20 protein-coding genes, 1 tRNA gene and 1 pseudogene are annotated in these 21407 nt (G+C 58.5%); 14 read left to right on the forward strand and 8 right to left on the reverse strand.

Features of this window, described 5'->3' with window-relative positions; genetic code table 11:
• Positions 1–52: 52 nt before the first annotated feature.
• Entirely contained in the window at positions 53–1366 is a 1314-nt protein-coding gene (locus PGR6_RS04120; RefSeq protein ID WP_064616172.1) for an MFS transporter, read from the reverse strand.
• A 246-nt stretch (positions 1367–1612) separates the two neighbouring features.
• Between PGR6_RS04120 and PGR6_RS04125 the strand changes: the two genes are divergently transcribed.
• From PGR6_RS04125 to panB, 9 genes are all read left to right on the forward strand, one after another.
• The gene (locus tag PGR6_RS04125) at positions 1613–2542 is read left to right on the forward strand and encodes an asparagine synthetase A (RefSeq protein ID WP_018929550.1); all 930 of its coding nucleotides are present in this window, start codon (positions 1613–1615) and stop codon (positions 2540–2542) included.
• Positions 2543–2606: 64 nt separating this feature from the next.
• Complete coding sequence (locus PGR6_RS04130; RefSeq protein ID WP_018929551.1) at positions 2607–3677, forward strand: LLM class flavin-dependent oxidoreductase; 1071 nt, start codon at positions 2607–2609, stop codon at positions 3675–3677.
• Complete coding sequence (locus PGR6_RS04135) at positions 3670–4893, forward strand: MFS transporter (RefSeq protein WP_064616173.1); 1224 nt, start codon at positions 3670–3672, stop codon at positions 4891–4893. The genes PGR6_RS04130 and PGR6_RS04135 overlap by 8 nt, the downstream gene beginning before the upstream one ends.
• Positions 4890–5345, forward strand: coding sequence for a cobalamin B12-binding domain-containing protein (locus PGR6_RS04140; protein WP_018929553.1), 456 nt, complete (start codon positions 4890–4892; stop codon positions 5343–5345). The genes PGR6_RS04135 and PGR6_RS04140 overlap by 4 nt, the downstream gene beginning before the upstream one ends.
• 33 nt (positions 5346–5378) lie before the next feature.
• Complete coding sequence (locus tag PGR6_RS04145) at positions 5379–6617, forward strand: ATP-grasp domain-containing protein (RefSeq protein WP_064616174.1); 1239 nt, start codon at positions 5379–5381, stop codon at positions 6615–6617.
• Positions 6614–8110 (forward strand): hypothetical protein, encoded by a 1497-nt coding sequence (locus tag PGR6_RS04150; protein WP_064616175.1) that lies wholly within the window; start codon positions 6614–6616, stop codon positions 8108–8110. Before PGR6_RS04145 ends, PGR6_RS04150 begins: the two co-directional genes overlap by 4 nt.
• Positions 8111–8113: 3 nt before the next feature.
• Complete coding sequence (locus tag PGR6_RS04155) at positions 8114–9370, forward strand: methylaspartate mutase (RefSeq protein WP_082920821.1); 1257 nt, start codon at positions 8114–8116, stop codon at positions 9368–9370.
• Complete coding sequence (locus PGR6_RS04160) at positions 9351–10604, forward strand: ATP-grasp domain-containing protein (protein WP_018929557.1); 1254 nt, start codon at positions 9351–9353, stop codon at positions 10602–10604. The genes PGR6_RS04155 and PGR6_RS04160 overlap by 20 nt, the downstream gene beginning before the upstream one ends.
• Before the next feature lie 49 nt (positions 10605–10653).
• A complete protein-coding gene (gene panB, locus PGR6_RS04165) occupies positions 10654–11469 on the forward strand; it encodes a 3-methyl-2-oxobutanoate hydroxymethyltransferase (protein WP_064616176.1) in 816 nt (271 codons plus the stop codon).
• Between the two features lie 6 nt (positions 11470–11475).
• Here the strand turns inward: panB and PGR6_RS04170 are convergent, their stop codons facing one another.
• Positions 11476–12876, reverse strand: coding sequence for an aminotransferase-like domain-containing protein (locus PGR6_RS04170; RefSeq protein WP_018929559.1), 1401 nt, complete (start codon positions 12874–12876; stop codon positions 11476–11478).
• Positions 12877–13575: 699 nt separating this feature from the next.
• On the opposite strand from PGR6_RS04170, the gene PGR6_RS30110 reads away from it, so the two are divergent.
• The 5 genes and pseudogenes from PGR6_RS30110 to PGR6_RS04190 all read left to right on the forward strand — a co-directional run bounded on the left by PGR6_RS30110 (position 13576) and on the right by PGR6_RS04190 (position 16592).
• The gene (locus PGR6_RS30110) at positions 13576–13740 is read left to right on the forward strand and encodes a hypothetical protein (RefSeq protein WP_177343073.1); all 165 of its coding nucleotides are present in this window, start codon (positions 13576–13578) and stop codon (positions 13738–13740) included.
• 103 nt (positions 13741–13843) lie between these two features.
• Positions 13844–14131 (forward strand): putative quinol monooxygenase, encoded by a 288-nt coding sequence (locus PGR6_RS04175; RefSeq protein ID WP_018929562.1) that lies wholly within the window; start codon positions 13844–13846, stop codon positions 14129–14131.
• A 218-nt stretch (positions 14132–14349) separates the two neighbouring features.
• Complete coding sequence (locus PGR6_RS04180; protein WP_064616177.1) at positions 14350–15237, forward strand: helix-turn-helix domain-containing protein; 888 nt, start codon at positions 14350–14352, stop codon at positions 15235–15237.
• Positions 15238–15495: 258 nt separating this feature from the next.
• A pseudogene (locus PGR6_RS29065) lies at positions 15496–15817 on the forward strand (LysE family translocator); the annotation flags it as partial.
• Between the two features lie 151 nt (positions 15818–15968).
• Positions 15969–16592: a glutathione S-transferase family protein gene (locus PGR6_RS04190; protein ID WP_064616179.1), complete on the forward strand. Its 624-nt coding sequence runs from the start codon at positions 15969–15971 to the stop codon at positions 16590–16592.
• 242 nt (positions 16593–16834) lie between these two features.
• On the opposite strand, the gene ychF is transcribed toward PGR6_RS04190, so the two are convergent.
• From ychF to ispE, 6 genes are all read right to left on the reverse strand, one after another.
• Positions 16835–17935 carry a redox-regulated ATPase YchF gene (ychF, locus tag PGR6_RS04195; RefSeq protein ID WP_018929566.1) on the reverse strand — a complete coding sequence of 367 codons (1101 nt, stop codon included), beginning with the start codon at positions 17933–17935 and terminating at the stop codon, positions 16835–16837.
• A gap of 22 nt (positions 17936–17957) precedes the next feature.
• The gene (gene pth / locus PGR6_RS04200) at positions 17958–18542 is read right to left on the reverse strand and encodes an aminoacyl-tRNA hydrolase (RefSeq protein WP_008074178.1); all 585 of its coding nucleotides are present in this window, start codon (positions 18540–18542) and stop codon (positions 17958–17960) included.
• A gap of 169 nt (positions 18543–18711) precedes the next feature.
• Complete coding sequence (locus PGR6_RS04205) at positions 18712–19311, reverse strand: 50S ribosomal protein L25/general stress protein Ctc (RefSeq protein ID WP_018929567.1); 600 nt, start codon at positions 19309–19311, stop codon at positions 18712–18714.
• A gap of 142 nt (positions 19312–19453) precedes the next feature.
• The gene (locus PGR6_RS04210; protein WP_003171603.1) at positions 19454–20395 is read right to left on the reverse strand and encodes a ribose-phosphate pyrophosphokinase; all 942 of its coding nucleotides are present in this window, start codon (positions 20393–20395) and stop codon (positions 19454–19456) included.
• A 46-nt stretch (positions 20396–20441) separates the two neighbouring features.
• A tRNA-Gln gene (locus PGR6_RS04215) sits at positions 20442–20516 on the reverse strand.
• 37 nt (positions 20517–20553) lie between these two features.
• The gene (ispE, locus tag PGR6_RS04220; RefSeq protein WP_064616180.1) at positions 20554–21405 is read right to left on the reverse strand and encodes a 4-(cytidine 5'-diphospho)-2-C-methyl-D-erythritol kinase; all 852 of its coding nucleotides are present in this window, start codon (positions 21403–21405) and stop codon (positions 20554–20556) included.
• Positions 21406–21407: the final 2 nt, after the last annotated feature.

A 21407-nucleotide genomic window follows, 5' to 3' on the forward strand; every position in this document is an offset into this window, starting at 1 on the left:
CCTTTGGTATTCAGGGGCAAGCGCCGCGACCGGCGGCGCGAAAAGGTCAGGCTCAGGCGCCTGGAACCACCGAAACGTCAGCCACCGACGAGGAGCGAAAGCCGAAGAACAACGCCATGAGTGCCCCGACGGCCCCCATGACCACGCAATAGCCTACGCAGACCCAAGGGCTCCACGGCATCAGTCCGATCAGCAGAAGCGGTGTGGTACTGGCCCAGAGTGCGTAGGCAATATTGTAGGTAAAGGAGATACCGGACACCCGGATCCGGGTCGGAAACAACCCCACCATTACCGAGGGCACCGCACCCACTACGCCGCAGGTCAGGCCGGCCAGCGCATAGGCCACGCTGATCCAGTAGCCGCCACTGATCAGGCTGGCGTAAAGCACCGCGGTCCCCACCGGCAGCAGCAGGCTATAAACCAGCACCGCGCGCCAGGCGCCGATCCGGTCCACCAGTAATCCAGCCAGTACACAGCCGATATTCAGGAACACTATGCCCAGGCTGCTCAGCGCGAACGTATGGCTGGCGCTCATGCCGAAGCTCTTCTGCATGACAGTCGGGGTGATCACCACCAGCACCACCACCGCCGATGTCAACACACAGGTCAAAAGCATCGCCGGCAGGATGGATTTGCGGTGATCGCGCAATACTGTCCGTAATGGAAACTCCGCATCCAACTCACGTCGCGCCTGCAAGGCCATGAATACCGGGGTTTCACTCAGCCAGCGCCGCAGCCAGACCCCGATCACCCCGAATACACCACCCAGCAGGAAGGGGAGGCGCCAGGCGAAGTCGAGTATCTCGGCGGGGCTATAGAGCCGCGCCAGGAGGGTTGCGGTCAGTGCCCCCAGCAGATAGCCAAATGTTAATCCGGCCTGCAGCACACCCAGGGCATAGCCACGACGCCTGACCGGTGCATGCTCGGCCACGAACACCCAGGCGCTAGGCACTTCGCCGCCCACAGCGGCGCCTTGCAGCACCCGCAACAGAAGCAGCGTCAAGGGCGCCCAGTAACCGATCTGTTCGTAGGTCGGCATGATTCCGATCAACAGGCAGGGCAAAGCCATCATCAGGATGCTCAGGCTGAACACCCGCTTGCGCCCCACCCGGTCTGCGAAATGCGCCATCAGGATGCCGCCCAGCGGACGGGCCAGATAGCCGGTGACGAAAATTCCGAAACTTTGCAGCAAGCGCAGCCACTCAGGCATCTCTGGCGGAAAGAACAACTGGCTGAGGGTCAGGGCGAAGAACACAAAGATGATGAAGTCGTAGATTTCCAGCGCACCACCCAGCGCCGCCAGGCCCAGGGTCTTGTAGTCAGACCGGGAAAAGCGACCGGGTTGTGGATCAATGTGGGCCGTCATAAAGGGACTCTAAACAGGAACTCATGAAAACTCGCGACTGAAACAGCATTCGAAACCACGCCCTTGAACAGGCAGTGTCGTTCGAATGAAGCCATCAGGTACATAGCCGGTAATGGTCCATCCAATTACCGGGCGGGACAACCAGACAATGCATCTGGGTTGCTTTTTAGGGCAAATCTGTACATTGAGTTTTTGCGTGTTTAACCAATAATCGGGCACTTCCTAACCCTGGATATTGAGCGCAACATGGAAGAAATTCAGCGTAATTTCGACGATTTTAATCACCCGGACGTTGAAGCGATCGCGATTATCCGCGGTCGCGTGTTGCAGGCATTGCAACAATATTTGCTGGAGCGCGACTTCAAGCAGCTGATGCCCATTCTCATGTCGCCCATCACTGACCCCTTGAACCATGCGGTCTACCCCGCTGAACTCCAGTACGAAACGCGGCGCCTGAAACTGACCGCCAGCATGATCTTCCATAAACAGCTGGCATTGACCGCCAGAGGTCATGACAAGATCTTTATCGTGGCGCCGAACATTCGTCTGGAAAAAGCCGAGATCAAGGATTCGGAGAACCACTTGCTGGAATTCTCCCAGTTCGACTTCGAAATACGTGGCGGCAACATGCACCAGGTCATGGCGCTGATCGAAGGCTTGATCAAGCACACCTTCGCCGAGGTCAGGCAACACTGCTCGGCCCAGCTGGCCCACCTCAATCGCCAGCTGCCGCACTACGAGACGCACTTTCCGATATACAGCTCGGACGAGTTGCGCGCCGAGTATGGCGACGACTTCGAGAAGATCATGTCGGCCAAGGCCCACACGCCGTTCTTCGTCACCAACTACCGCCGGGAATTCTATGATCGCGAAACACCCGGCAAGCGCGGCCAGTACAACAACTACGACCTGATCTATCCCGACAGCTATGGCGAAGCCCTGTCGGGTGCCGAACGTGAGTTCGAGTACGAACAGATCATCTACCGCATGGAAGAGTTGTCGATGGACCTTGCGCCCTTCGCCAATTACCTCCAAGTCGCCAAGCGCGGCCTGCTTCATCCGAGCGCCGGCGGCGGGCTGGGGATCGAGCGACTGCTGAAGTTTATCTGCGGCAAACGTCGCATCCGCGATGTTGCGCTGTTCGACCGCACCGTCGGTACCAGCTTCCTGTTCTGACCCACCGTCACTTTTGCGCTGCCCCGCTTTCAGGCGGCGGCAGGCGCTGCTCTGGAGAAAAACCATGCCCGCGTTGCGTATCCACTGGTGCTCACCGCTCGACAGCGGTCAACAAAAGGCTTCCGAGAAATACAACACTGGTGCCCTGGACTTTGCCGGTATTGTCGACTTCGCTCAGGAAGCCGATGAGTTAGGGATCGACTCGTTGCTGATGGGTATCAGCTACCACATGCCTGACCCGCTGCCAATGATCGGCGCCCTGGTCCGAGAGACCAGCCGAGTCAAATTCATCCTGGCGTATCGCCCCGGCCTGCTGCCGCCGACGTTGTTCACGCAGATCGTCAATACCGTGTCGTGGATGTCCGACAAGCGTATTGCATTGAACCTGGTCGCCGGTATTTCCCCCGATGAACAAGCCTTTTATGGCGACTTCGTGGCCCACGATGGACGTTATGAACGCACCAGCGAATTCCTCGAGATTTTGCATCGTTTCTGGAAAGGCGAAACGCCCCTGACCCATCACGGCGCTCATTACCGTATCGAGCAAGCGCAATTGGGACTGCCTTTCAAGGACAACGAACGTCCACACATCTATTTGAGTGGCGCTTCGGAAATCGCCCAGCAGATCGCCGTGAAACACAGCGATTGCTGGTTACGCTACGGCGACACGCCGCAGGGTATCGCCGAGGCCAGCCGGGCAGTGCTCGAGGCGGGTTGTTCGGTGGGGATTCGCATGCATGTGCTGGCTCGGGAAACCCGTGCGCAAGCCCTGTCGGCCGTTGAAAGCATGATGGAAAACCCGGATGAGCAGCATCGCGAATGGGTTCGTCAGTTCGTCGGGCGTTGCGACTCCGAAGCCGTCAAGACTTCGTTCCGTCTGGCCGACAAGGCTGAACATGACTGGCTGTCGCCAATGCTCTGGTCCGGTGCCGTGGCCTACCGTGGCGGCCCGGCGCTGTGCGTGGTCGGCAGCTATCAGGAAGTGGCCGAATATCTGCTGGAATACAAGAAAGTAGGGGTCAGCGAGTTCATCTTTTCCGGCTGGCCGACTCGTGACGAAATGCGCGGTTTCTGTCGCCATGTGTTGCCACGCCTGCGCAAGCTCGAGGCCGAACTGGAAAGCCAGCATGCATGACACAGCCCGGCTGCGGCGTTTCGGTGCCGGCCTGCTGTTCGCGCTGTTGGCGGAACAAACGGTGCTGTTCGCAGTACCGTTGATGATCTTCCAGCTCACCGGCAATGTCCGTTACTCCGGAGTGGCGTTCGCTCTGGAGTGGCTACCGGCACTGCTGGCCTATCCGTTTGCCGGACTGCTGGCGGACCGCTTCGGCGGGCGTCTGCTGTTTCGCCACGCCAATACCGCGCGAGCGGTGAGCCTGGGGTTGACTGCCGGGGTCTGCTGGTATGCGCCAATGCTTACGGTCTGGGCCTTGATCGGCAACGGCATCGTGCTCTCGCTGCTGATGGCGCCGGTGCGTATGGCGGTGGAAAAGAGCGTACCGCTGATCGCTGGCCCCGAACGCCTGGCCCACTGCCAGTCCCTGGTGCAGAACATGGAGCTGCTGGCCATGGCGCTGGGCCCGGCGCTGGCGGCACTGCTGGCGATGTACGCCGACAAGCGCCTGCTTCTGGGGCTGGCGGCGCTGGCATTCGCCGCGGCGGGTGTGTGTTGGAAAGGCCTGCCCAATACCCAGTCGGCCAGCCCGCCGAAGAGCATCCGCAAGGATCTGGTCCTGGGCTGGAGTCTGTTATTGAACAATCCGCCGGTCTTATCCCTGGCGCTGCTCAATTTCACCATCAACCTGGCCTTTGCCTGCGTTCTGAGTGCCAATGCCTTTGTCATCAGTGGCGTGTTCGGTGCCGCCGACGGGGTGTTCGGCCTGATGAACGCCGGGGCCGGTGCACTGGGCTTGCTCAATTTCATTCTGGTGCCGCGGCTGTTGGCGCGGATGTCGATCTACCGCCTCGGTACATGGGGTTTTGCCTTGCTCTGCCTGGGGCTGATCTGTATGGGCGCGGCCAGCGGTGTAGCGCTCTATGCCATCAGTTTTCTCCTGGCGATGGCCGGCTGTGCCTTGTTCAACGTGTTCAATCGGACTCAGCGTATCAAGGCGATTGCCGCCGACCACTTGGGCAAGGTGATGGGCCCGTTCTACCTGGTCAACCTGCTGTCCTACCCATTGGGCGGCCTGCTGACCGCCAGTATCGGCCATGAGTACGGAGTCCAGACATTGATCCTGGCCCTCGCGCTGCTGCTCGCCATCCCCGGCGCCTTGCTGTTCAACCTGACCACCCGGCGCTTTCGCACCGCCCTGGACTTTCCCCCCTCAGCCATGGAGGCAACGCAATGAAAGGATCGCAAGACTGCCTGATTGCAACCGTCGAATCGGATTCGCACATGTGGAATCTGGTTTATCTGCAGCTGTGGTTGGCGGAGCACGGTTTCAACGTCAAGAACCTCGGCAGTTGCACCCCGGTGGAGGTGGTTCTCGCCACCCTTGAGCTGCGGCGCACGCAATTGTTGGTGGTCAGCAGCGTCAACGGCCATGGACATTTCCAGGGGCTGGAGCTGATTCGTCAGGTGCGTCAACAGCACCCGGATCTGCATTGTGTCATCGGTGGCAAGTTGACCACCTCGGAAGACCACACGCGGGCGGTTCGCCAGGAGCTGCTGGCCGCCGGTTTCAACGAGGTGTTCATCGGCCCCGACGCCATCGAGAACTTCGAAAACTACCTGAACACCCTTGAGCGCTCGAAACCTGCGCTCGTCCTGGGTACCGGCACGGCACCGTGCTGGACCTGAGTCCAGCCCTCTTTTTTTCACAGGATCGAATCGATGCATATCGTTATCGTCAATCGCTGGCCGCGTTTCCAGGACCCAAGTCGCTGGGACAATGAACTGACCCGCTACGAAGAGTTCTTCGATCATCAGCGACATCGGATCAGCTATGTGGTCGACGGCCTTGGCGCCGAGGGCGTACTGGCCCCCCGGGAGCACATCGCCCATCTGGTACAGGTCGATGACGTCAATCAGTACCCTCAGTTGTTGGCAGGCGTTCAGGAAATCATCGATCGCGTCGGTCCCGTGGACCAATTGATCGCGCTGTCGGAGTTCACTCTGGAGATCGCGGCGTGGGTACGACAGACCCTGAACATTCCTGGTCACGGCCTGGAGCAGGTGGCGGTTTACCGCGACAAGGCACGAATGAAAGAAGTCCTCCAGGAACACGGCCTGGCGGTGCCACCGTTCATTCGCTGCAATGACGTGAAACAGGCGCTGGAGTTCGCCGATGTTGTCGGCTATCCAGTGATCGTCAAACCGGTGGATGGCGCCGCCAGCATCGGCGTCGCCAAGGTCGAGGACGCCCAGGCCCTGCGCGTGATACTCAGCGAAGTGGACCTGGGGCGCTATGAAGTCGAGGCCTTCATCCAGGGCCAGACTTATCACATCGACGGTTTCACCGATGACAGCGCCGGGGTGCCTTTCCAGGTGGTGTCGCGCTATATCAACAGCTGCCTGGATTTCGCCAACGCCAAACCGCTGGGTTCAGTGATCCTCCAGTCTTCGGAGTTGCGCACCCGGATCGAAGTCTTCAGCGAGTCCTGCCTGCGGGCATTGGACCTGCGCAACAGCGCCTTTCACCTGGAGATATTCGTCGAGGCGGATGGCTCGCTAGTGTTCCTTGAAGTGGGAGCCCGGGTGGGCGGCGCCGAAGTGCCACATCTGATCAACAAAGTCTTCGGTGTGAACCTCTATGAGCATTGGCTCAAAGGCCTGGCCGGTGAGCGCGTGCCCTTGCCGACGATCCAGGCGGATCCCAGCGGTGGCTGGCTGGTCGTCCCCAAACCGGCACAACTGCCATGCCGGGTAATCGAGGCGCAAACGCTGCGCCCGCACCTGAACTCGCTCTGGCGAGAACTGCTGCCCCGGCCCGGACAGATCCTTGAAGCCGGCGGCAGCTACGACGCCCTGCACAGCGGTCGCTTCATTTTCACCGACGCGAGCGAAATGGATATCGAGAGCGACATCCAGCACGCGATCAAGAACTTTCACTTCCAGGCTGAACCGATATGAACATTGCCATTACCTCTGAAATGGCCGACGCCCCCTTGCTCGGCGAGTTGAATCGCTACCTCAGTGCGGTGGACCGACGTGCCGTCGCCACCCTGGGGGAACGGTTGGTCGATGCCGCTGGCGGTGTTGACGGGCTCGCGGACTACAAGCTGATGGTGGCCTATGGCGGCGGCAAGGACAGTTCCTACACCGTATCGCTGATCCGCGCCGTGCAACTGCACCTGAACGTACTGCATGGCCGCACCTTCTTCTTGCGCATTGCCAATATGCGTCACGCCGGGGTCCCGGATGCGGTCATGGCGAACATCGACCGGGTCTATCGGGCCCTGCACCTGTATGACGATCCTCGGGTCGAGATGCTGGTGGTCGATCACCAGCAGATTCGCCCGTTCGAACGTCACTTGCCATTCCCCGAGCAGGTGCGCGCGATGAACCGCTTCGATGTGCTGATGAACGGCCATCGTACCGCTGGCGACGGCCGCCCGACGTTCTGTAACAGTTGCAACCTGGCGGTCGCCGACTTCTACGGGCGTGCGGCCTGGTGGCAAGGCGGTGTCGACGCGGTGGTCACGGGTGATTCGCGCAAGGAACAGAAGCATTACTTCACTTGGATCATGCGCCTGGCCCAACGTTTGGGGCTGAACGTCGACGAGTGTCGGCGCCAGGGATTTCGCGGCCTGCTCCAGGCCCTTGATGGTGTGGCCCAGGTGTATTTCGTCGAACTGTTCGGTGAGGGCTTCGACGAACAGCGGGCTGAACGTCGGGTGGCCAGCGGCAGCGAAAGCGCCGACCCGGACTTCATCAGCATCTACGACCTGGTGAGCTACCGGGTGGAAGACCACTGGGAGTTGATTACCGAGTTTCTCGATTTCCGCTTCGAAGAACTGGCGTTCAGTTTCACCGAATCAGACTGCGCGAACCCCATGCTGATGGCGCACTTTCGCGGGCTCAAGGCGCAGTACGTACAGGGTCGTCACTACCATGACGGTATCAGCGAATACCTGGAGCTGGCCCAGGGCTTGATGCGCAAAAAGGAAATGCCCCAGCGCCTGATCGACCTGGCACTGTCGGCCTACGCCGGGGCCGAAGGCAAGGACGCTCGTCGGGCGCTGGCGAACCGTTTCGCCAGCGAGGCGTTCGGGCTCGACGAGATACAACTGACTTGTCTGCAGTTCGCGCCCTTCGTCGAGCGTGGCCGCGAGCTGTCGAGCTTCATCACGACCTGTCACCCTGAGCGCCTGGCAGATCTGGAGGACCTTCACGGCGTCCTGGCCGGTAGTCGCCAGGACAGCGCTCTGAGCCTGTGGCTGAACCAGGTCAGCGGCTTGCCGTTGCCGGCGCTACGTAGTCTGTACGCCCATCAACAGATCGATTTCGATAGCGACAGCAGCCTGATTGCCCGGGTTCGCGCCGGTGATCCGCATAAGGGCCGGATAACCCGTTTCGACCCGGCCACGGGTGAAAACGTGGTTGAACTGGTGTCGGGGCGCTAAGTGATGGACATGACAGGAGGTCATTTCCAGCGCTTCATCGAGCAGGCCCGGGAACGGCGCGAACTGGTGGTGCAACCACGCATGGGCTTCGGCGGACTGGCGCCGATGCGCGCCGGGTTGGCTGCAGTGGCCGGGTTGCCTTGCGCCACCATCGGAACCATCACCCTGGACAGCTACACCCGGGTCGGTGATTACCAGAGCGCGCTGCAGTGCCTGAACAGCGACAGCCCACTGAACGGTTTCCCGATCATCAGCCATCCGCTGGAAGCGGTGCGTGGCATGCTCGATGGGCTCTACGGCCCGTCGTTCCCGATCCAGGTCCGCCATGGCACCGCCCAACCGCAGCATGTTTTCAAGCGGTTGGCGGCCCTCGGACTCGACGCCACCGAAGGCGGCCCGGTGTCCTACTGCATGCCTTACAGCCGTTTGCCGCTGGCGCGGGCAGTCGAGGCTTGGGCGCAAAGTTGTCAGTTGCTGGCCGATGCCACTGCCCATGGTCATATCGAGAGCTTCGGCGGTTGTTTGCTGGGTCAGCTGTGCCCGCCGTCAATGCTGATCGCGATGACCTTGCTCGAGGCTTTGTTCTTTCGCCAGCAGGGCATTCGCAGCGTCTCGTTAAGCTACGCCCAAGGCACGTCCATGGCCCAGGATTTCGGAGCTTTGCAGGCCCTGCGCGAACTGGCTGCCGACTATCTGGACGGCGTCCATTGGCATGTCGTGGTGTATTCCTACATGGGGGTCTTTCCCTCCACCGGTCATGGTGCTCGCCGCCTGATCTATGACAGTGCGCGCCTGACCCAGGCTGCCGGCTGCGAGCGATTGATCGTCAAGACCGTTGCCGAATCCCGGCAGATTCCATCGGTCGCGGACAACCTCGAAGCCCTGGCAATGGCGGCCGAAGCCGCCGCGGGCGACGCACTGGAGATCGACCCGGTCAGTGAAGGCTATCGCCAGGAAGTGTTGTTCGAGGCACGGCAACTGGTGGAAAGCACGCTGGACCTGCACACCGATATTGGCGTCGCGTTACTCCAGGCTTTCGCCCGTGGGCGGCTCGACATTCCCTACTGCCTGCACCCCGACAACCCTGGCCGCGCCACGACCCGCATTGACGACCACGGTGCCTTGCGTTGGGGCAATGTCGGTGGCCTGCCGTTGCCCCAGAGCTGCGGTCTTTCTTCGATCGGACCGGGTATTACCTCGTCCGAATTGTTCCAGATGTTGCATTACACGGTGAACCGTTATGACCAACCCTTGCACTGACTCCACTTTGGCGCCGCTGATTCTGGTCGACGCCTATTCCACCGGCGCTCTGCTGGCCCAGGCTTTGGCGGAGCATCGCCCACTGCTGCATGTGCGTTCACGCAACGACATGCCACCGGCCTTTGCCGCGAGTTGCCCGCAGACACTGTTCCGCGTGCACTACGGCGTACATGAGGAAGGCCTTGAACCGTTGCTGGAAAAGCTCGCGGCCCAGGCGCCAGCGGCGGTGTTGACCGGCAGCGAATTCGGTGTCGAATTGGCGGATTTGCTGGCCGCCCGTCTCGGCCTGCCCGGTAATGATCCCGAATACTCTGCCGCCCGTCGTGACAAATCACTGATGGCCGAACAGGTCGCTGCTGCCGGATTGCCGGTGGCTGCGCAACTGCGTACCGCCTCCAGCGCAGAGGCTCTGGCCTGGTTCCAGGCTCGTGGCGAATCGACGGTGGTGGTCAAGCCACTGGACAGTGCGGGCTCCGATAATGTGTTCATCTGTCACGATGCCGCTCAACTGCATGCGGCCATCGACTGCATTCTCGGCGCTACTAACCTGATGATGCGCAGCAACCGGGCGCTGTTGTTGCAGGAATACCTGGAAGGCGACGAGTACGTTATCAACAGTGTCAGTCATCAGGGCGAGCACTGGATCACTGATGTCTGGAAATGCACCAAGACGTTGAGCGCCGACGGTCGCAAGATCTATGACCGTGAAGACCTGTTGCCCGCCGATGCGCCGGAGCTTGATGGGCTGATCGATTACGTCGAAGGCGTGCTCGATGCCTTGGCCATCACCCACGGTCCGGCCCATACCGAAGTGATCCTCACGACTCGCGGCCCGCGCCTGCTGGAAACCGGTGCCCGTCTTTCCGGGCTGGCCAACCCACCGGCGCTGCAAGCGGCGACTGGCAACGACCAGGTCGCGCTGACCTGCACCAGCTATCTGGAGCCGGCCCGACTGGCATCGTTTCCCAAGCGCTATCGCTTGCAGCAGCACGCCCGCGGACTAAACCTGATCGCCCGCCATAGCGGCGTCTTCGCCCAACTCGATGTACGCAAGCGCCTGGAGGCTCTGCCGAGCTTTTACAACGCGCGCTTTCGTTTTACCGAAGGTCGCCCAAAAACGCCGACCATCGACCTCAACAGCTCGCCGGGTGCCGTATTCCTTGTGCACCCGAGCGCCGACAGAATCCGCCAGGACCATGAAACCTGGCGTGAATGGGAGAAAGACTGGTTGTAGTGACAGACGCCCCATCCCCGGGTTTTTCAATCATCACAGGAAGACACTTATGAGCGCTCATACCCGTACTAAACGATTGACGGTTCCGCAACTGGTCGCGATGAAGGGCCAACAGAAAATCGTATCCCTTACGGCGTACTCCAGCTCTATTGCCAGGTTGATAGACCCAATCGTCGATTTCATTCTGGTCGGTGACTCTACTGCTATGGTCGGCTATGGTCGGGCCTCGACGCTGAGTATGCAGCTCGAAGAAATCATCGGACACACCCGGGCCGTGGTCGACAGCACGCGCCTGTCTTGCGTCATCGCCGACATGCCTTTCGGCAGCTATCAGGAATCTAACGAACAGGCCTTTCGCAATTGCGCGCAGGTCCTGGCGCGCACCGGTTGCGATGCCGTCAAGCTGGAAGCCAACAAGGCCCTGGCGGGTACCGTCGAGTTTCTGGTGGCACGCGGTATTCCGGTCATGGCCCACGTCGGGCTGATGCCGCAGTTCGTCAATGTCATGGGAGGGTTCAAGGCCCAGGGCCTGACCGCCGAAGCCGGTGCGATGATTGCCGAGGACGCTCGGGCCAACCTCGAAGCCGGTGCCTTCAGTCTGCTGCTCGAGGGGGTGGCCGAAGGCGTGGCCCGGCAAATTACCCTGGATTCGAAAATGCCCACCATCGGCATTGGCGCCTCACCGGCCTGTGACGGCCAGGTGCTGGTGACCGAGGACGTGCTGGGTCTGGGCGGTGAACAGGTGCCGCGCTTCGTCAAGCAGTACGCTGATGTCGGCGGGGTGATTCGCGGCGCTTGTGAGCGTTTTGCCGAAGAGGTGCGCGATGGCCGCTTCCCTGAATCGCGGCATTGCTATGGGCTCTAGGCATAGCTATGGTTCTTCGCTGATAGCCTGGGCCAGTTTCTTCAGGGCCAGGGGAATATCCTTGCTCCAGTCGAGGGTGTAGCTCAGGCGCACGTGATGCCGCCAGGCCCCCTGCTGGCTGAATATTTCCCCGGGGGCGATAACGATGCGCTGGGCCAGCAAGCGCTCGAACACCCGCCGCATGTCCACCGAGTGTCTGGCCTCGAGCCAGAAGGTCGCTCCGCCTTGCGGGGCGACAACCCGTAACTGGCCATCGCCGTGCGCCTCCAGCAAGGCCTCCATCCGTTTCATCCGGTCCAGCAGCATGGCCCGCAGCACCATTAGATGCTGGTCGATGCGTTTGGAGCTGAAGAGTTTGGCGATCGCTTTCTGACGGATCGGCGACAGACGAAATGCCCGTTCCAGAAATAGCCGATGCAACTGAGGCCCGTGTCGGCGACACAGTACATAACCATAGGGCGCTTCCGAGCCGATGATCTTGTCGAAGGTTGAGAACACCAGCAGCTTTTCCGGATCGGCAAAATCGCGATAGCGCGCGGGTTTGGGAGAGAAATAGAACTCGCCATAGCTGTCGTTTTCGAACAGCCAGACATCCCGCTCCGCCAGCCAGCGACAGATTTGCTGTTTATCCTGCGCCGGCATCAGCTTGCCTTGGGGAATATTCACGGTCGACGACAGCACCGCCAGCCGAATGGGCTCACGCCTGAGCAACTCACTGAGCGTGGACAGATCGAAGCGTCCATCCTCGCCGAGCGGGACTTCGATCACGCGAATCTTTGCTGCCTGCAACTGACGCAGGATCGCCCATGAGCAAGGCGACTCCACCAGCGCCACAGTGCCCCCCAGATTCAAGGCGCTGAGGGACAACTCCAGCACACTGCGCAGGTCCGAGCCGATAAACACGTGCTCGGCCTGCCAGTAGCTGTGAGTGGAACGGGTATAGCGGTCGGCCAGGGCGCCGCGTAACTCGGGCTCGCCGAACGGCTGATAGAGTGGCGCATGGGAGCGCGGGTATTGCCGGGCCAGTTCGCGCTCCATCATCAACAACGGGTTTTCCAGCGACAACAACATCGCCGGCGCGTCGCTGCTAAGGGCCAGCATCCCCGGCTGGCGCGCGTTGGAGAATACGCTGTCCAGCAGATTGGGCGAGCCCTCGTTCAATAAGGGGGCCGGCATCGCCTTGGTGAAATAACCGAACTTGGGTTTGGCATAGATCCGTCCCTCGTCTTCGAGAAGCGAATAGGCGTACTTGGTCGTCGACACCGACACATTCAGGCGTCGGGCCAGTTGCCGCAAGGACGGCAATTTCTGTTCACGTTCCGAATTGGCGGTTTCGATCAGCTCGACCAGATAGCGGTACACCGCCTGATAGGCGAAAGAGGCGTCTTTGGTTGTAACCAGGCTCACTTGTTGAAATTCCTGTGTGCCCACTGCACGAAAACGCTGGCGACCTGAAGCGGCAAGCCTGAGGTATGTTTTTCCAGGTGTTCAAGTCCGGCGATGATCTGGGACCTGATGGCAATGCCATCAAGCAAAACCAGGAGACACTCGAAAGGAAATGGCATGCTCTTCATCCCTGTAGTGATTGCCAATAAAACTATTCTTGCATAACTGGGCAGCGTTCCCGCGTTACCGGACAGGCTACGGATGGAGGAGGGGGGGTGTCCCAATATGCAAAATCCCCGTATCAGCGAGTGATTACGGGGATTTTGTGTCTATCGAGGTCCGTGGAAAACCACGGTTCCTCTTTACACGTTAAACCGGAAGTCGAGGCTGCAGGGGCCGTGGCTGAAGGGATGTTTGCGCTGGAATCAGAAATATAGTCACCCCCGTATACACTTTAATGTTGGCTACTCTTTTTTCAGGTCTTGATGCGCGGTTTGTCCCGCTTCCTGTAGATAAGTCATCCAGAGAGTGAATCACGGACCCGTTCCCGCAGGTGGCGCATGCCATCGGCCGTCGCGCAAGAAAAACGCAAGAGTGACTGGAATCGTGCATTTTTAATCATTTTTAATCATTTTCATTTTTTAACTATATATATAGTAGTTGCTTCCATAGCGAATTCTTTACGCCATATCGAATCTGCACCAAAAAGGAATTTACATAATGATCTCTAACGAAAGAGGGTTTTGGGCTAGCGCTGCGCGTCATGTGAAAGGAAAAGATTTTATTGATGCAGTCCAGGTCAAGCAATGGATCAAGAACTTAGTGGTTTCGCTGGTCGGCTTGGCCATGTTAGATACGGGAACGGAACAGCAAATGAAAGCCTGAACATTTTTTTCGTATCCTGCGCATTTTGTTTGGCCGCCTCGTCAATCTACGGTTCCTGTAATCGACGATGTATTTTGTAGTCAAATCCAACTGGAGAAGTAATATGTCCGTCAATCTCGTCATCAGCTTTAATGTAAAAGAAGAAAAGCTGCAATCGTTCAAGGACATCATGAACGACGTGAAGATCAATCTGCCGAAGGTGGACGGTTGCCAAACGGTCAAGATCCTCAACCACTTGGAGGATCCACTCGCGTTCACGCTAGTGGAAGCCTGGGATTCGCGTGAAATGCACGGCACCCACGTCGACCAGATGATCTCGAGCGGTCAGTGGAGCGTCATCGTCGAGCATCTGAGCAGTGCGCCGGTCAGCGGCTACTTCAGCGAAGTTTGATGCCGTAACGTCAGCGGCAGGGCGCGTGCGGCGAGTCCGGCTGCGCCTCCGGCGCCATCTCGGGCATACACGCGCTATTTGCTGTTATGTATTTTCTGCTATTTTCCTGGATATCCTCTTCCGTCCCGAACGTCCTACACGCTTGGGCAGCAGCATGTCGCGCTGCTGGATACCGTCCTGTCCAAATGGGGCGGCCAATTTGTTGAGAAGCCAAAGCAATGACACTCGAAGTAGTACCGACGGCGCTTTATTCGATGCGCAACGTAAAGCCAATCCTCGCTGACGGTAGCTCGTCCATCCTCCATAAAACGCTTGAAACGAACCTGGAAAACAAGGCGATCTATATCGCCACGCCGTTGATCGTCTACATCAAGCAGGGCAAGCAGATTATTCGCGACTATGACGCCATGGCCAATGTCGTCGACGAGAATCATTTGATTTTCCTCTCCAAAGGCATTTACACGGTATCGGACTACGTCACTGGCAGCGATATCTTCGAGGCGGTGCTGCTGTTTTTCGACGACAAGCTGATCGCCAAATACCTGTCGCGTGCGGCCGGCACAGGTAATTCGCATACGGACGTCCTGCAGAAAAACGTGCACGGCACTTATACCCTGCACGCCAATGAACAGATTCAGCGCTATATCGATTCGCTGAATTATGTCTACAAGGGCGCGGAGGGCTCCGACGCGCTGCTGGAATTGAAACTGCTCGAACTACTGCACCTGATCGCCATCCAGGACAAGTCCTTCCGTTTCCTGCGCGAGCTGTCCTGCGGCGGCAGCCGCAAACGCCGCCTCATCACCGACTTCATGGAGCAGTACTATTCGCACAAGCTGAAGATTGAAGATTATGCCCTGCTGACGGGACGCAGCGTGTCGACCTTTATCCGCGACTTCAGGCGCAGCTACAACACCACCCCGAACCGCTGGATCATCGAAAAAAAAGTCGACATCGCGCATCAGCTGTTGACGGCTAAAAATTATTCCGTCACCGACGCGGCTGCGGAGGTGGGATATGAAAATACCTCCCACTTCATCAAGGTCTACAAGCAACGGTACGGTGTCACGCCGAAGAAAGCCAAGACCTTCGCAGCAGAACTGTAGCGCGACAAGGCCCAAGCCCCCCGCTGCCGCGACAGGGTGTTGTTTGGCCTGTCACAACAGTCGGTTCCTGACCGAAAGCCCTCATCCATAATGTACGCCGCTGACTGCGTCAGAGTGTTTGGATGCGCTATTGGGGCAAGCTATTGCTCACGTTGAAGTCGAACGTATTCCCAGGGAGCGGATACCCAGTGCTGCGACCGCTGTATGACGTTTTGTCAGTCAATCTGTATCTAACGTTCCCCCTTTGACCACCCTACTATCGCAGCCTTGGTCTTGGCGGTTCCCTATGCGTATGACGCGCTGCGACTCGGCTGCGCGCGCTATCTGCTCTACCTTGCCTGGCAAGCGGTCAAGTCCAACACGCCGACCACGGCAGTATGCTGGCGCAATACATCGTGCTTGGTTTTACACAGATCGTCATTAGCGTGAGCGTCAACGCGCTGATTGCCGTCATGGCTGGCGCCATCGTGACATTTCTCGCCAGCAGGCCCGTGTGGCAGATCGTGCAACGCTGGCTGATGGGGATGGGGACGGTCCTCGCGAGCTGGCCGTGCGCATGGCCGTAGAAGGGCGGCGCTGAACCGGGCTGTTTGCGGTTGGTGCGGCGCGGTAAACCTGCGTCACCCGGATTTGAGAGCGGCCCCTGTGCATCGCGCCAGGCGCACTAGAGAAAGATCCGAGCGGGTTATCGAAAGCCCCTGACCAACCACCCTGAACGATAAGGACATGAAATGTTGCGCATATTGGGTAAGGCATCGTCGATCAATGTACGAAAGGTGCTTTGGGCATGCGCCGAGATCGAAATCCCCTTTGAGCGAGAGGATTGGGGGGCTGGTTTCAAGTCGACGCGCACGCCCAAATTCATTTCGCTGAACCCCAACGCAACGGTGCCGGTGATCCTGGACGACGACTTCGTGCTCTGGGAGTCAAACTCGATCATTCGGTATTTGGCGTCTCGCTATAACGGAGGTCATTTTTACCCGGTCCAACCGAGAGCAAGAGCGCGGGTGGACCAATGGATAGACTGGCAAGCGTCGGACCTCAACAAATCGTGGACGTATGCCTTCATGTCGTTGGTCAGGCATTCGCCTGACCATCAGGACAGCAGAGCCTTGGCAGCCGCTTGCAGCCTGTGGTCAAGGCACATGGAAATCCTGAATCGACAACTCGAATCAACAGGAGCCTACATCAGTGAAGACGGGTTTTCTCTCGCAGACATACCGATAGGCCTGTCGGTTAACCGATGGTTTGAAACACCGCTCGATCATCCAGACTTTCCTGCTGTAAGTGCCTATTACGAACGGTTGAGTCGTCGACCTGGCTACCTCCTGCATGGAAGAAACGGGACTCCGTAATAGTTCAGCAGGGTGTCAGGCGGCGCCAGGGACATTTGTTCCCATTGCCTCCTCCACGGTCAACCGGCAGTTGCAGCAGTCGGCCAAGGGGGCGGTGGTCATGGCCGGCATGAACGCTGGTGTGCAGGCCGGTGGAGGCGCCGCAATCTACATGGGCTATCTGTTCTAGTCGCGCATAGCAGGTCGATATAACGCCCAAAAAAAAGCCGCGAATCAACGCGGCTTCTTCGATGCCAACAACGCTACACGTTGAAACGGAAGTGCATCACGTCGCCGTCTTTAACGATGTAGTCCTTGCCTTCCAGACGCCATTTACCGGCTTCTTTGGTGCCGGCTTCGCCCTTGTACTGGATGAAGTCGTCGTAGGCGATGACTTCGGCGCGGATGAAGCCTTTTTCGAAGTCGGTGTGGATCACGCCGGCGGCTTGCGGTGCGGTAGCACCGACGCGGACGGTCCAGGCGCGGACTTCTTCGACACCGGCGGTGAAGTAGGTCTGCAGGTGCAGCATTTCGTAGCCGGCGCGGATTACGCGGTTCAGGCCAGGCTCTTCGAGGCCCAGGGCTTCGAGGAACATGTCTTTCTCTTCGCCATCTTCCAGTTCGGCGATTTCGGCTTCGATCTTGTTGCAGACAGGAACCACCACGGCGCCTTCTTCTTCGGCGATGGCCTTGACCACGTCCAGCAGCGGGTTGTTCTCGAAACCGTCTTCAGCGACGTTGGCGATGTACATGACTGGCTTGGTGGTCAGCAGGTGGAAACCGCGAATCACCTGCTTCTCATCGGTGCTCATGTTTTTCATCAGGCTGCGCGCAGGCTTGCCCAGGGTGAAGTGGGCGATCAGCTGCTCCAGCAGGCCTTTCTGGACCACTGCGTCCTTGTCACCGCCCTTGGCGTTACGAGCGACTTTCTGCAGTTGCTTCTCGCAGCTGTCGAGGTCGGCGAAGATCAGTTCCAGGTCGATGATTTCGATGTCGCGTTTCGGGTCGACGCTGTTGGAGACGTGAATCACGTTCTCGTCTTCGAAGCAGCGGACCACGTGGGCAATGGCATCGGTCTCGCGGATGTTGGCGAGGAACTTGTTGCCCAGGCCTTCACCTTTCGAGGCGCCGGCCACCAGGCCTGCGATGTCGACGAATTCCATGGTGGTCGGCAGGATACGCTTGGGCTTGACGATGGCCGCCAAGGCTTCCAGGCGCGGATCCGGCATCGGCACGATACCGCTGTTGGGCTCGATGGTGCAGAAGGGGAAGTTCTCGGCCGCGATCCCGGACTTGGTCAGGGCGTTGAACAGGGTGGACTTGCCGACGTTAGGCAGGCCGACGATGCCGCAATTGAATCCCATGGTGTTTCCCCTCGGGTAAGAGTCAGGCCTTCTGGCTGTGCAGGTTTTTCATCGCGCGGTTCCATTCCCCGGCGAGGATATCCGGCAGCACGCCGAGGGCAAAGTCGATGCTGGCATCGAGTTTTTCCTGTTCGGCGCGTGGCGCACGACCCAGGACGAAGTTTGAAACCATACTGGCAACGCCCGGGTGGCCAATGCCAAGCCGCAGGCGGTGAAAGGTATTCTGATTGCCCAGTTGCGCAATGATGTCGCGCAACCCGTTATGACCGCCATGGCCGCCGCCCTGTTTGAGCTTGGCAACGCCCGGAGGCAGGTCGAGTTCGTCATGCGCCACCAGAATTTCTTCCGGCTTTATGCGAAAGAAGCCGGCAAGTGCCGCTACGGCCTGGCCGCTGCGGTTCATGTAGGTGGTGGGAATCAGTAGACGAACATCCTGACCCTGGTGCGAATAGCGCCCGGTCAGGCCGAAATATTTGCGATCGGCCACAAGGTTGACACCCTGTGCCTGCGCGATGCGCTCAACAAAAAGGGCCCCTGCGTTATGCCGGGTCTGTTCGTATTCAGCGCCTGGATTTCCCAGGCCAACGATCAGTTTGATGGCAGTCACGATAGGGGCCCTTCCTTGAAGTGGTGGATAACATCGCCGCCATCAGGGAGTGCGGCGAAAGTGGACGACAAGTGCTCATTTACCATTATGTAAACTCCGCGTTCTCGCCCGCTTTCTCGCTACGCTCTAGTCCGCGATGTTTCCGGTCACTCCGGCGTACAGAGTGAAATTACTCTGCAGCGCCTTCTGCAGCTTCTGGAGCAACACGTGGAGCGTGAACGTTGGCAACAGCCAGGTCGTTACCGTGAGCCAGAGCAACAAATTCAACGCCTTTAGGAGCGCTGATGTCGGACAGGTGAATGATCGAGCCGACTTCGGCGTTAGCCAGGTCAACTTCGATGAATTCAGGCAGGTCTTTCGGCAGGCAGGACACTTCGATTTCAGCAACAACGTGCGAAATCTCGCCGCCTTTCTTCACCGGAGCAGCTTCGTTGATGAAGTGCACTGGAACGATAGCGGTCAGCTTTTGGCCAGCAACTACGCGTACGAAGTCAGCGTGCATCACGTGGCCTTTGGCCGGGTGACGCTGCAGAGCCTTGATGATTACGTTTTGCTTGGTGCCGCCAACGTTCAGCTCGATGATGTGGCTGTAAGCCGCTTCGTTTTCGAGCAGTTTGGCAACTTCTTTAGCCAGCATGCTGATGGATTCAGGGGCTTTTTCGCCACCGTAAACTACAGCTGGAACCAGGCTTGCGAGACGACGCAGGCGGCGGCTCGCACCTTTCCCCAGGTCGGAACGCACTTCAGCATTCAGAGTAAAATCGTTCATGTTGTATCTCCAAAATAACCACATTCGCCCCAGCGTTTGCGACCAGCGCTAAAGGCGATATGGGCAAAAAAGCCCCGCCCCGACATGAATGCCGGGGCGGGGCGCTTTTCGTCAACAGGATGTAATGAAAAGGGCAGGGCCCTTAACGGAACATCGCGCTGATCGATTCTTCATTGCTGATGCGGCGGACCGCCTCGGCAACTACCGGTGCGATATCCAGTTGGCGGATACGCGCACAGGCTTGTGCTGCAGCGGACAGCGGGATGGTGTTCGTCACCACCAGCTCGTCCAGCACGGAATTTTCAATGTTTTCGATCGCCCGACCCGACAGCACAGGGTGCGTGCAGTAGGCGAAAACCTTGGCAGCGCCATGCTCTTTCAAGGCCTTGGCCGCGTGACACAGAGTGCCGGCGGTATCGACCATGTCATCGACCAGAATACAGGTACGCCCTTCGACATCACCGATGATATGCATCACTTCAGAGTGATTGGCTTTCTCACGGCGTTTGTCGATGATCCCGAGATCCACGCCCAGGGATTTGGCAACAGCCCGTGCACGCACGACGCCGCCAATGTCCGGGGACACGATCATCAGGTTTTCGAAGCGCTGATCTTCAATGTCATCCACCAGTACCGGGGAGCCGTAGATGTTATCTACCGGAATATCGAAGAAACCCTGGATTTGGTCAGCATGCAGATCAACCGTGAGAACACGGTCGATGCCGACTACGGTAAGCATGTCAGCAACGACTTTCGCGCTGATAGCCACACGTGCGGAACGCGGACGGCGATCCTGACGGGCATAACCAAAGTAAGGAATAACAGCAGTGATACGAGTAGCCGAGGAGCGGCGGAAGGCATCAGCCATCACTACCAGTTCCATCAGGTTATCGTTGGTCGGAGCGCAAGTCGGCTGAATAATGAAGACATCCTTACCGCGGACGTTTTCATTGATCTCGGCTGTAATTTCGCCGTCGGAAAACTTACCGACAGAGATGTCACCGAGAGGGATATGCAGCTGACGTACGACACGCCGAGCCAGATCGGGGTTAGCGTTCCCCGTAAAGACCATCATCTTGGACACGCGCAGTACCTGAAGGCTGAGGGTAACCTGGATGAGTATAGGAAAATGGCAGGGGCGGCTGGATTCGAACCAACGCATGGCAGGATCAAAACCTGCTGCCTTACCGCTTGGCGACGCCCCTGTATCTGTTGCTACGAGTACCCAGTACCCGATTCCTTTTAGAGCAGACTTTGCAGCTTGCGATGCAACATCGAAACGTTGCTTCCTTTTGCTACAAACCCTGTAAGGGTCTCTGTAAGAAGGGCCGAGACTTTATCAGCTTCAGCTTTGCTTGGGAAGCCCCCAAACACACAACTTCCAGTTCCGGTGAGTTTTGCTTCGGTAAATTTACCTAGCAAATTCAAGGCGTTACGTACCTCTGGATAACGTCTTGCTACCACCGGTAAGCAGTCATTTCGACTGTTTCCCTTGGGAACGGGGCGCACTTTAATGGGAGGAGTGTTACGTGTCAACAGCGGATCTGAAAAAATTTCTGCTGTACTTACAGATACTTGCGGCACAAGCACCAGATACCACGGTTCCTCGGGTTCTACAGGCGTGAGTTTCTCCCCCACGCCCTCGGCGAAAGCCGCGTGGCCACGCACGAAAACCGGGACGTCGGCGCCAAGTGTCAGACCCAGCGCGGCCAGCCTGTCGTCATCCCAGCCCAGTTGCCAAAGATGATTGAGGCCCAGCAACGTGGTCGCCGCATTCGAACTGCCGCCACCGATTCCACCGCCCATGGGCAGGATTTTTTCGATCCAGATGTCGATGCCCAGCGAACAACCGGATTGCTCCTGGAGTTTTTTCGCGGCTTTGACAATCAGGTTGCTGTCGTGAGGGACGTCGGCGAATTCGGTGTGCAACCGAATCACGCCATCGTCGCGAACGGCGAAGGTGATTTCATCGCCGTAATCGAGAAACTGAAAAATCGTCTGCAACTCGTGGTAACCGTCTTCACGGCGGCCGAGGATATGCAGCATCAGGTTGAGTTTGGCGGGCGAGGGCAGAGTCAGGCGTGGGGCAGTCATCT

The sequence above is a fragment of the Pseudomonas sp. GR 6-02 genome, from assembly GCF_001655615.1.
Taxonomy (GTDB): Bacteria; Pseudomonadota; Gammaproteobacteria; order Pseudomonadales; family Pseudomonadaceae; genus Aquipseudomonas.

Excerpts from the sequence above, each read along its gene's own strand:
- PGR6_RS04120 (WP_064616172.1), bottom strand. The coding sequence starts at position 1,366 with ATGACGGCCCACATTGATCCACAACCCGGTCGCTTTTCCCGGTCTGAC.
- PGR6_RS04135 (WP_064616173.1), top strand. The coding sequence starts at position 3,670 with ATGCATGACACAGCCCGGCTGCGGCGTTTCGGTGCCGGCCTGCTGTTC.
- PGR6_RS04190 (WP_064616179.1), top strand. The coding sequence starts at position 15,969 with ATGTTGCGCATATTGGGTAAGGCATCGTCGATCAATGTACGAAAGGTG.
- PGR6_RS04150 (WP_064616175.1), top strand. The coding sequence starts at position 6,614 with ATGAACATTGCCATTACCTCTGAAATGGCCGACGCCCCCTTGCTCGGC.
- PGR6_RS04160 (WP_018929557.1), top strand. The coding sequence starts at position 9,351 with ATGACCAACCCTTGCACTGACTCCACTTTGGCGCCGCTGATTCTGGTC.
- PGR6_RS04125 (WP_018929550.1), top strand. The coding sequence starts at position 1,613 with ATGGAAGAAATTCAGCGTAATTTCGACGATTTTAATCACCCGGACGTT.
- PGR6_RS04145 (WP_064616174.1), top strand. The coding sequence starts at position 5,379 with ATGCATATCGTTATCGTCAATCGCTGGCCGCGTTTCCAGGACCCAAGT.
- panB (WP_064616176.1), top strand. The coding sequence starts at position 10,654 with ATGAGCGCTCATACCCGTACTAAACGATTGACGGTTCCGCAACTGGTC.
- PGR6_RS04205 (WP_018929567.1), bottom strand. The coding sequence starts at position 19,311 with ATGAACGATTTTACTCTGAATGCTGAAGTGCGTTCCGACCTGGGGAAA.
- PGR6_RS04175 (WP_018929562.1), top strand. The coding sequence starts at position 13,844 with ATGTCCGTCAATCTCGTCATCAGCTTTAATGTAAAAGAAGAAAAGCTG.
- ispE (WP_064616180.1), bottom strand. The coding sequence starts at position 21,405 with ATGACTGCCCCACGCCTGACTCTGCCCTCGCCCGCCAAACTCAACCTG.
- PGR6_RS04140 (WP_018929553.1), top strand. The coding sequence starts at position 4,890 with ATGAAAGGATCGCAAGACTGCCTGATTGCAACCGTCGAATCGGATTCG.
- PGR6_RS04180 (WP_064616177.1), top strand. The coding sequence starts at position 14,350 with ATGACACTCGAAGTAGTACCGACGGCGCTTTATTCGATGCGCAACGTA.
- PGR6_RS04130 (WP_018929551.1), top strand. The coding sequence starts at position 2,607 with ATGCCCGCGTTGCGTATCCACTGGTGCTCACCGCTCGACAGCGGTCAA.
- PGR6_RS04155 (WP_082920821.1), top strand. The coding sequence starts at position 8,114 with ATGGACATGACAGGAGGTCATTTCCAGCGCTTCATCGAGCAGGCCCGG.
- ychF (WP_018929566.1), bottom strand. The coding sequence starts at position 17,935 with ATGGGATTCAATTGCGGCATCGTCGGCCTGCCTAACGTCGGCAAGTCC.
- PGR6_RS30110 (WP_177343073.1), top strand. The coding sequence starts at position 13,576 with ATGATCTCTAACGAAAGAGGGTTTTGGGCTAGCGCTGCGCGTCATGTG.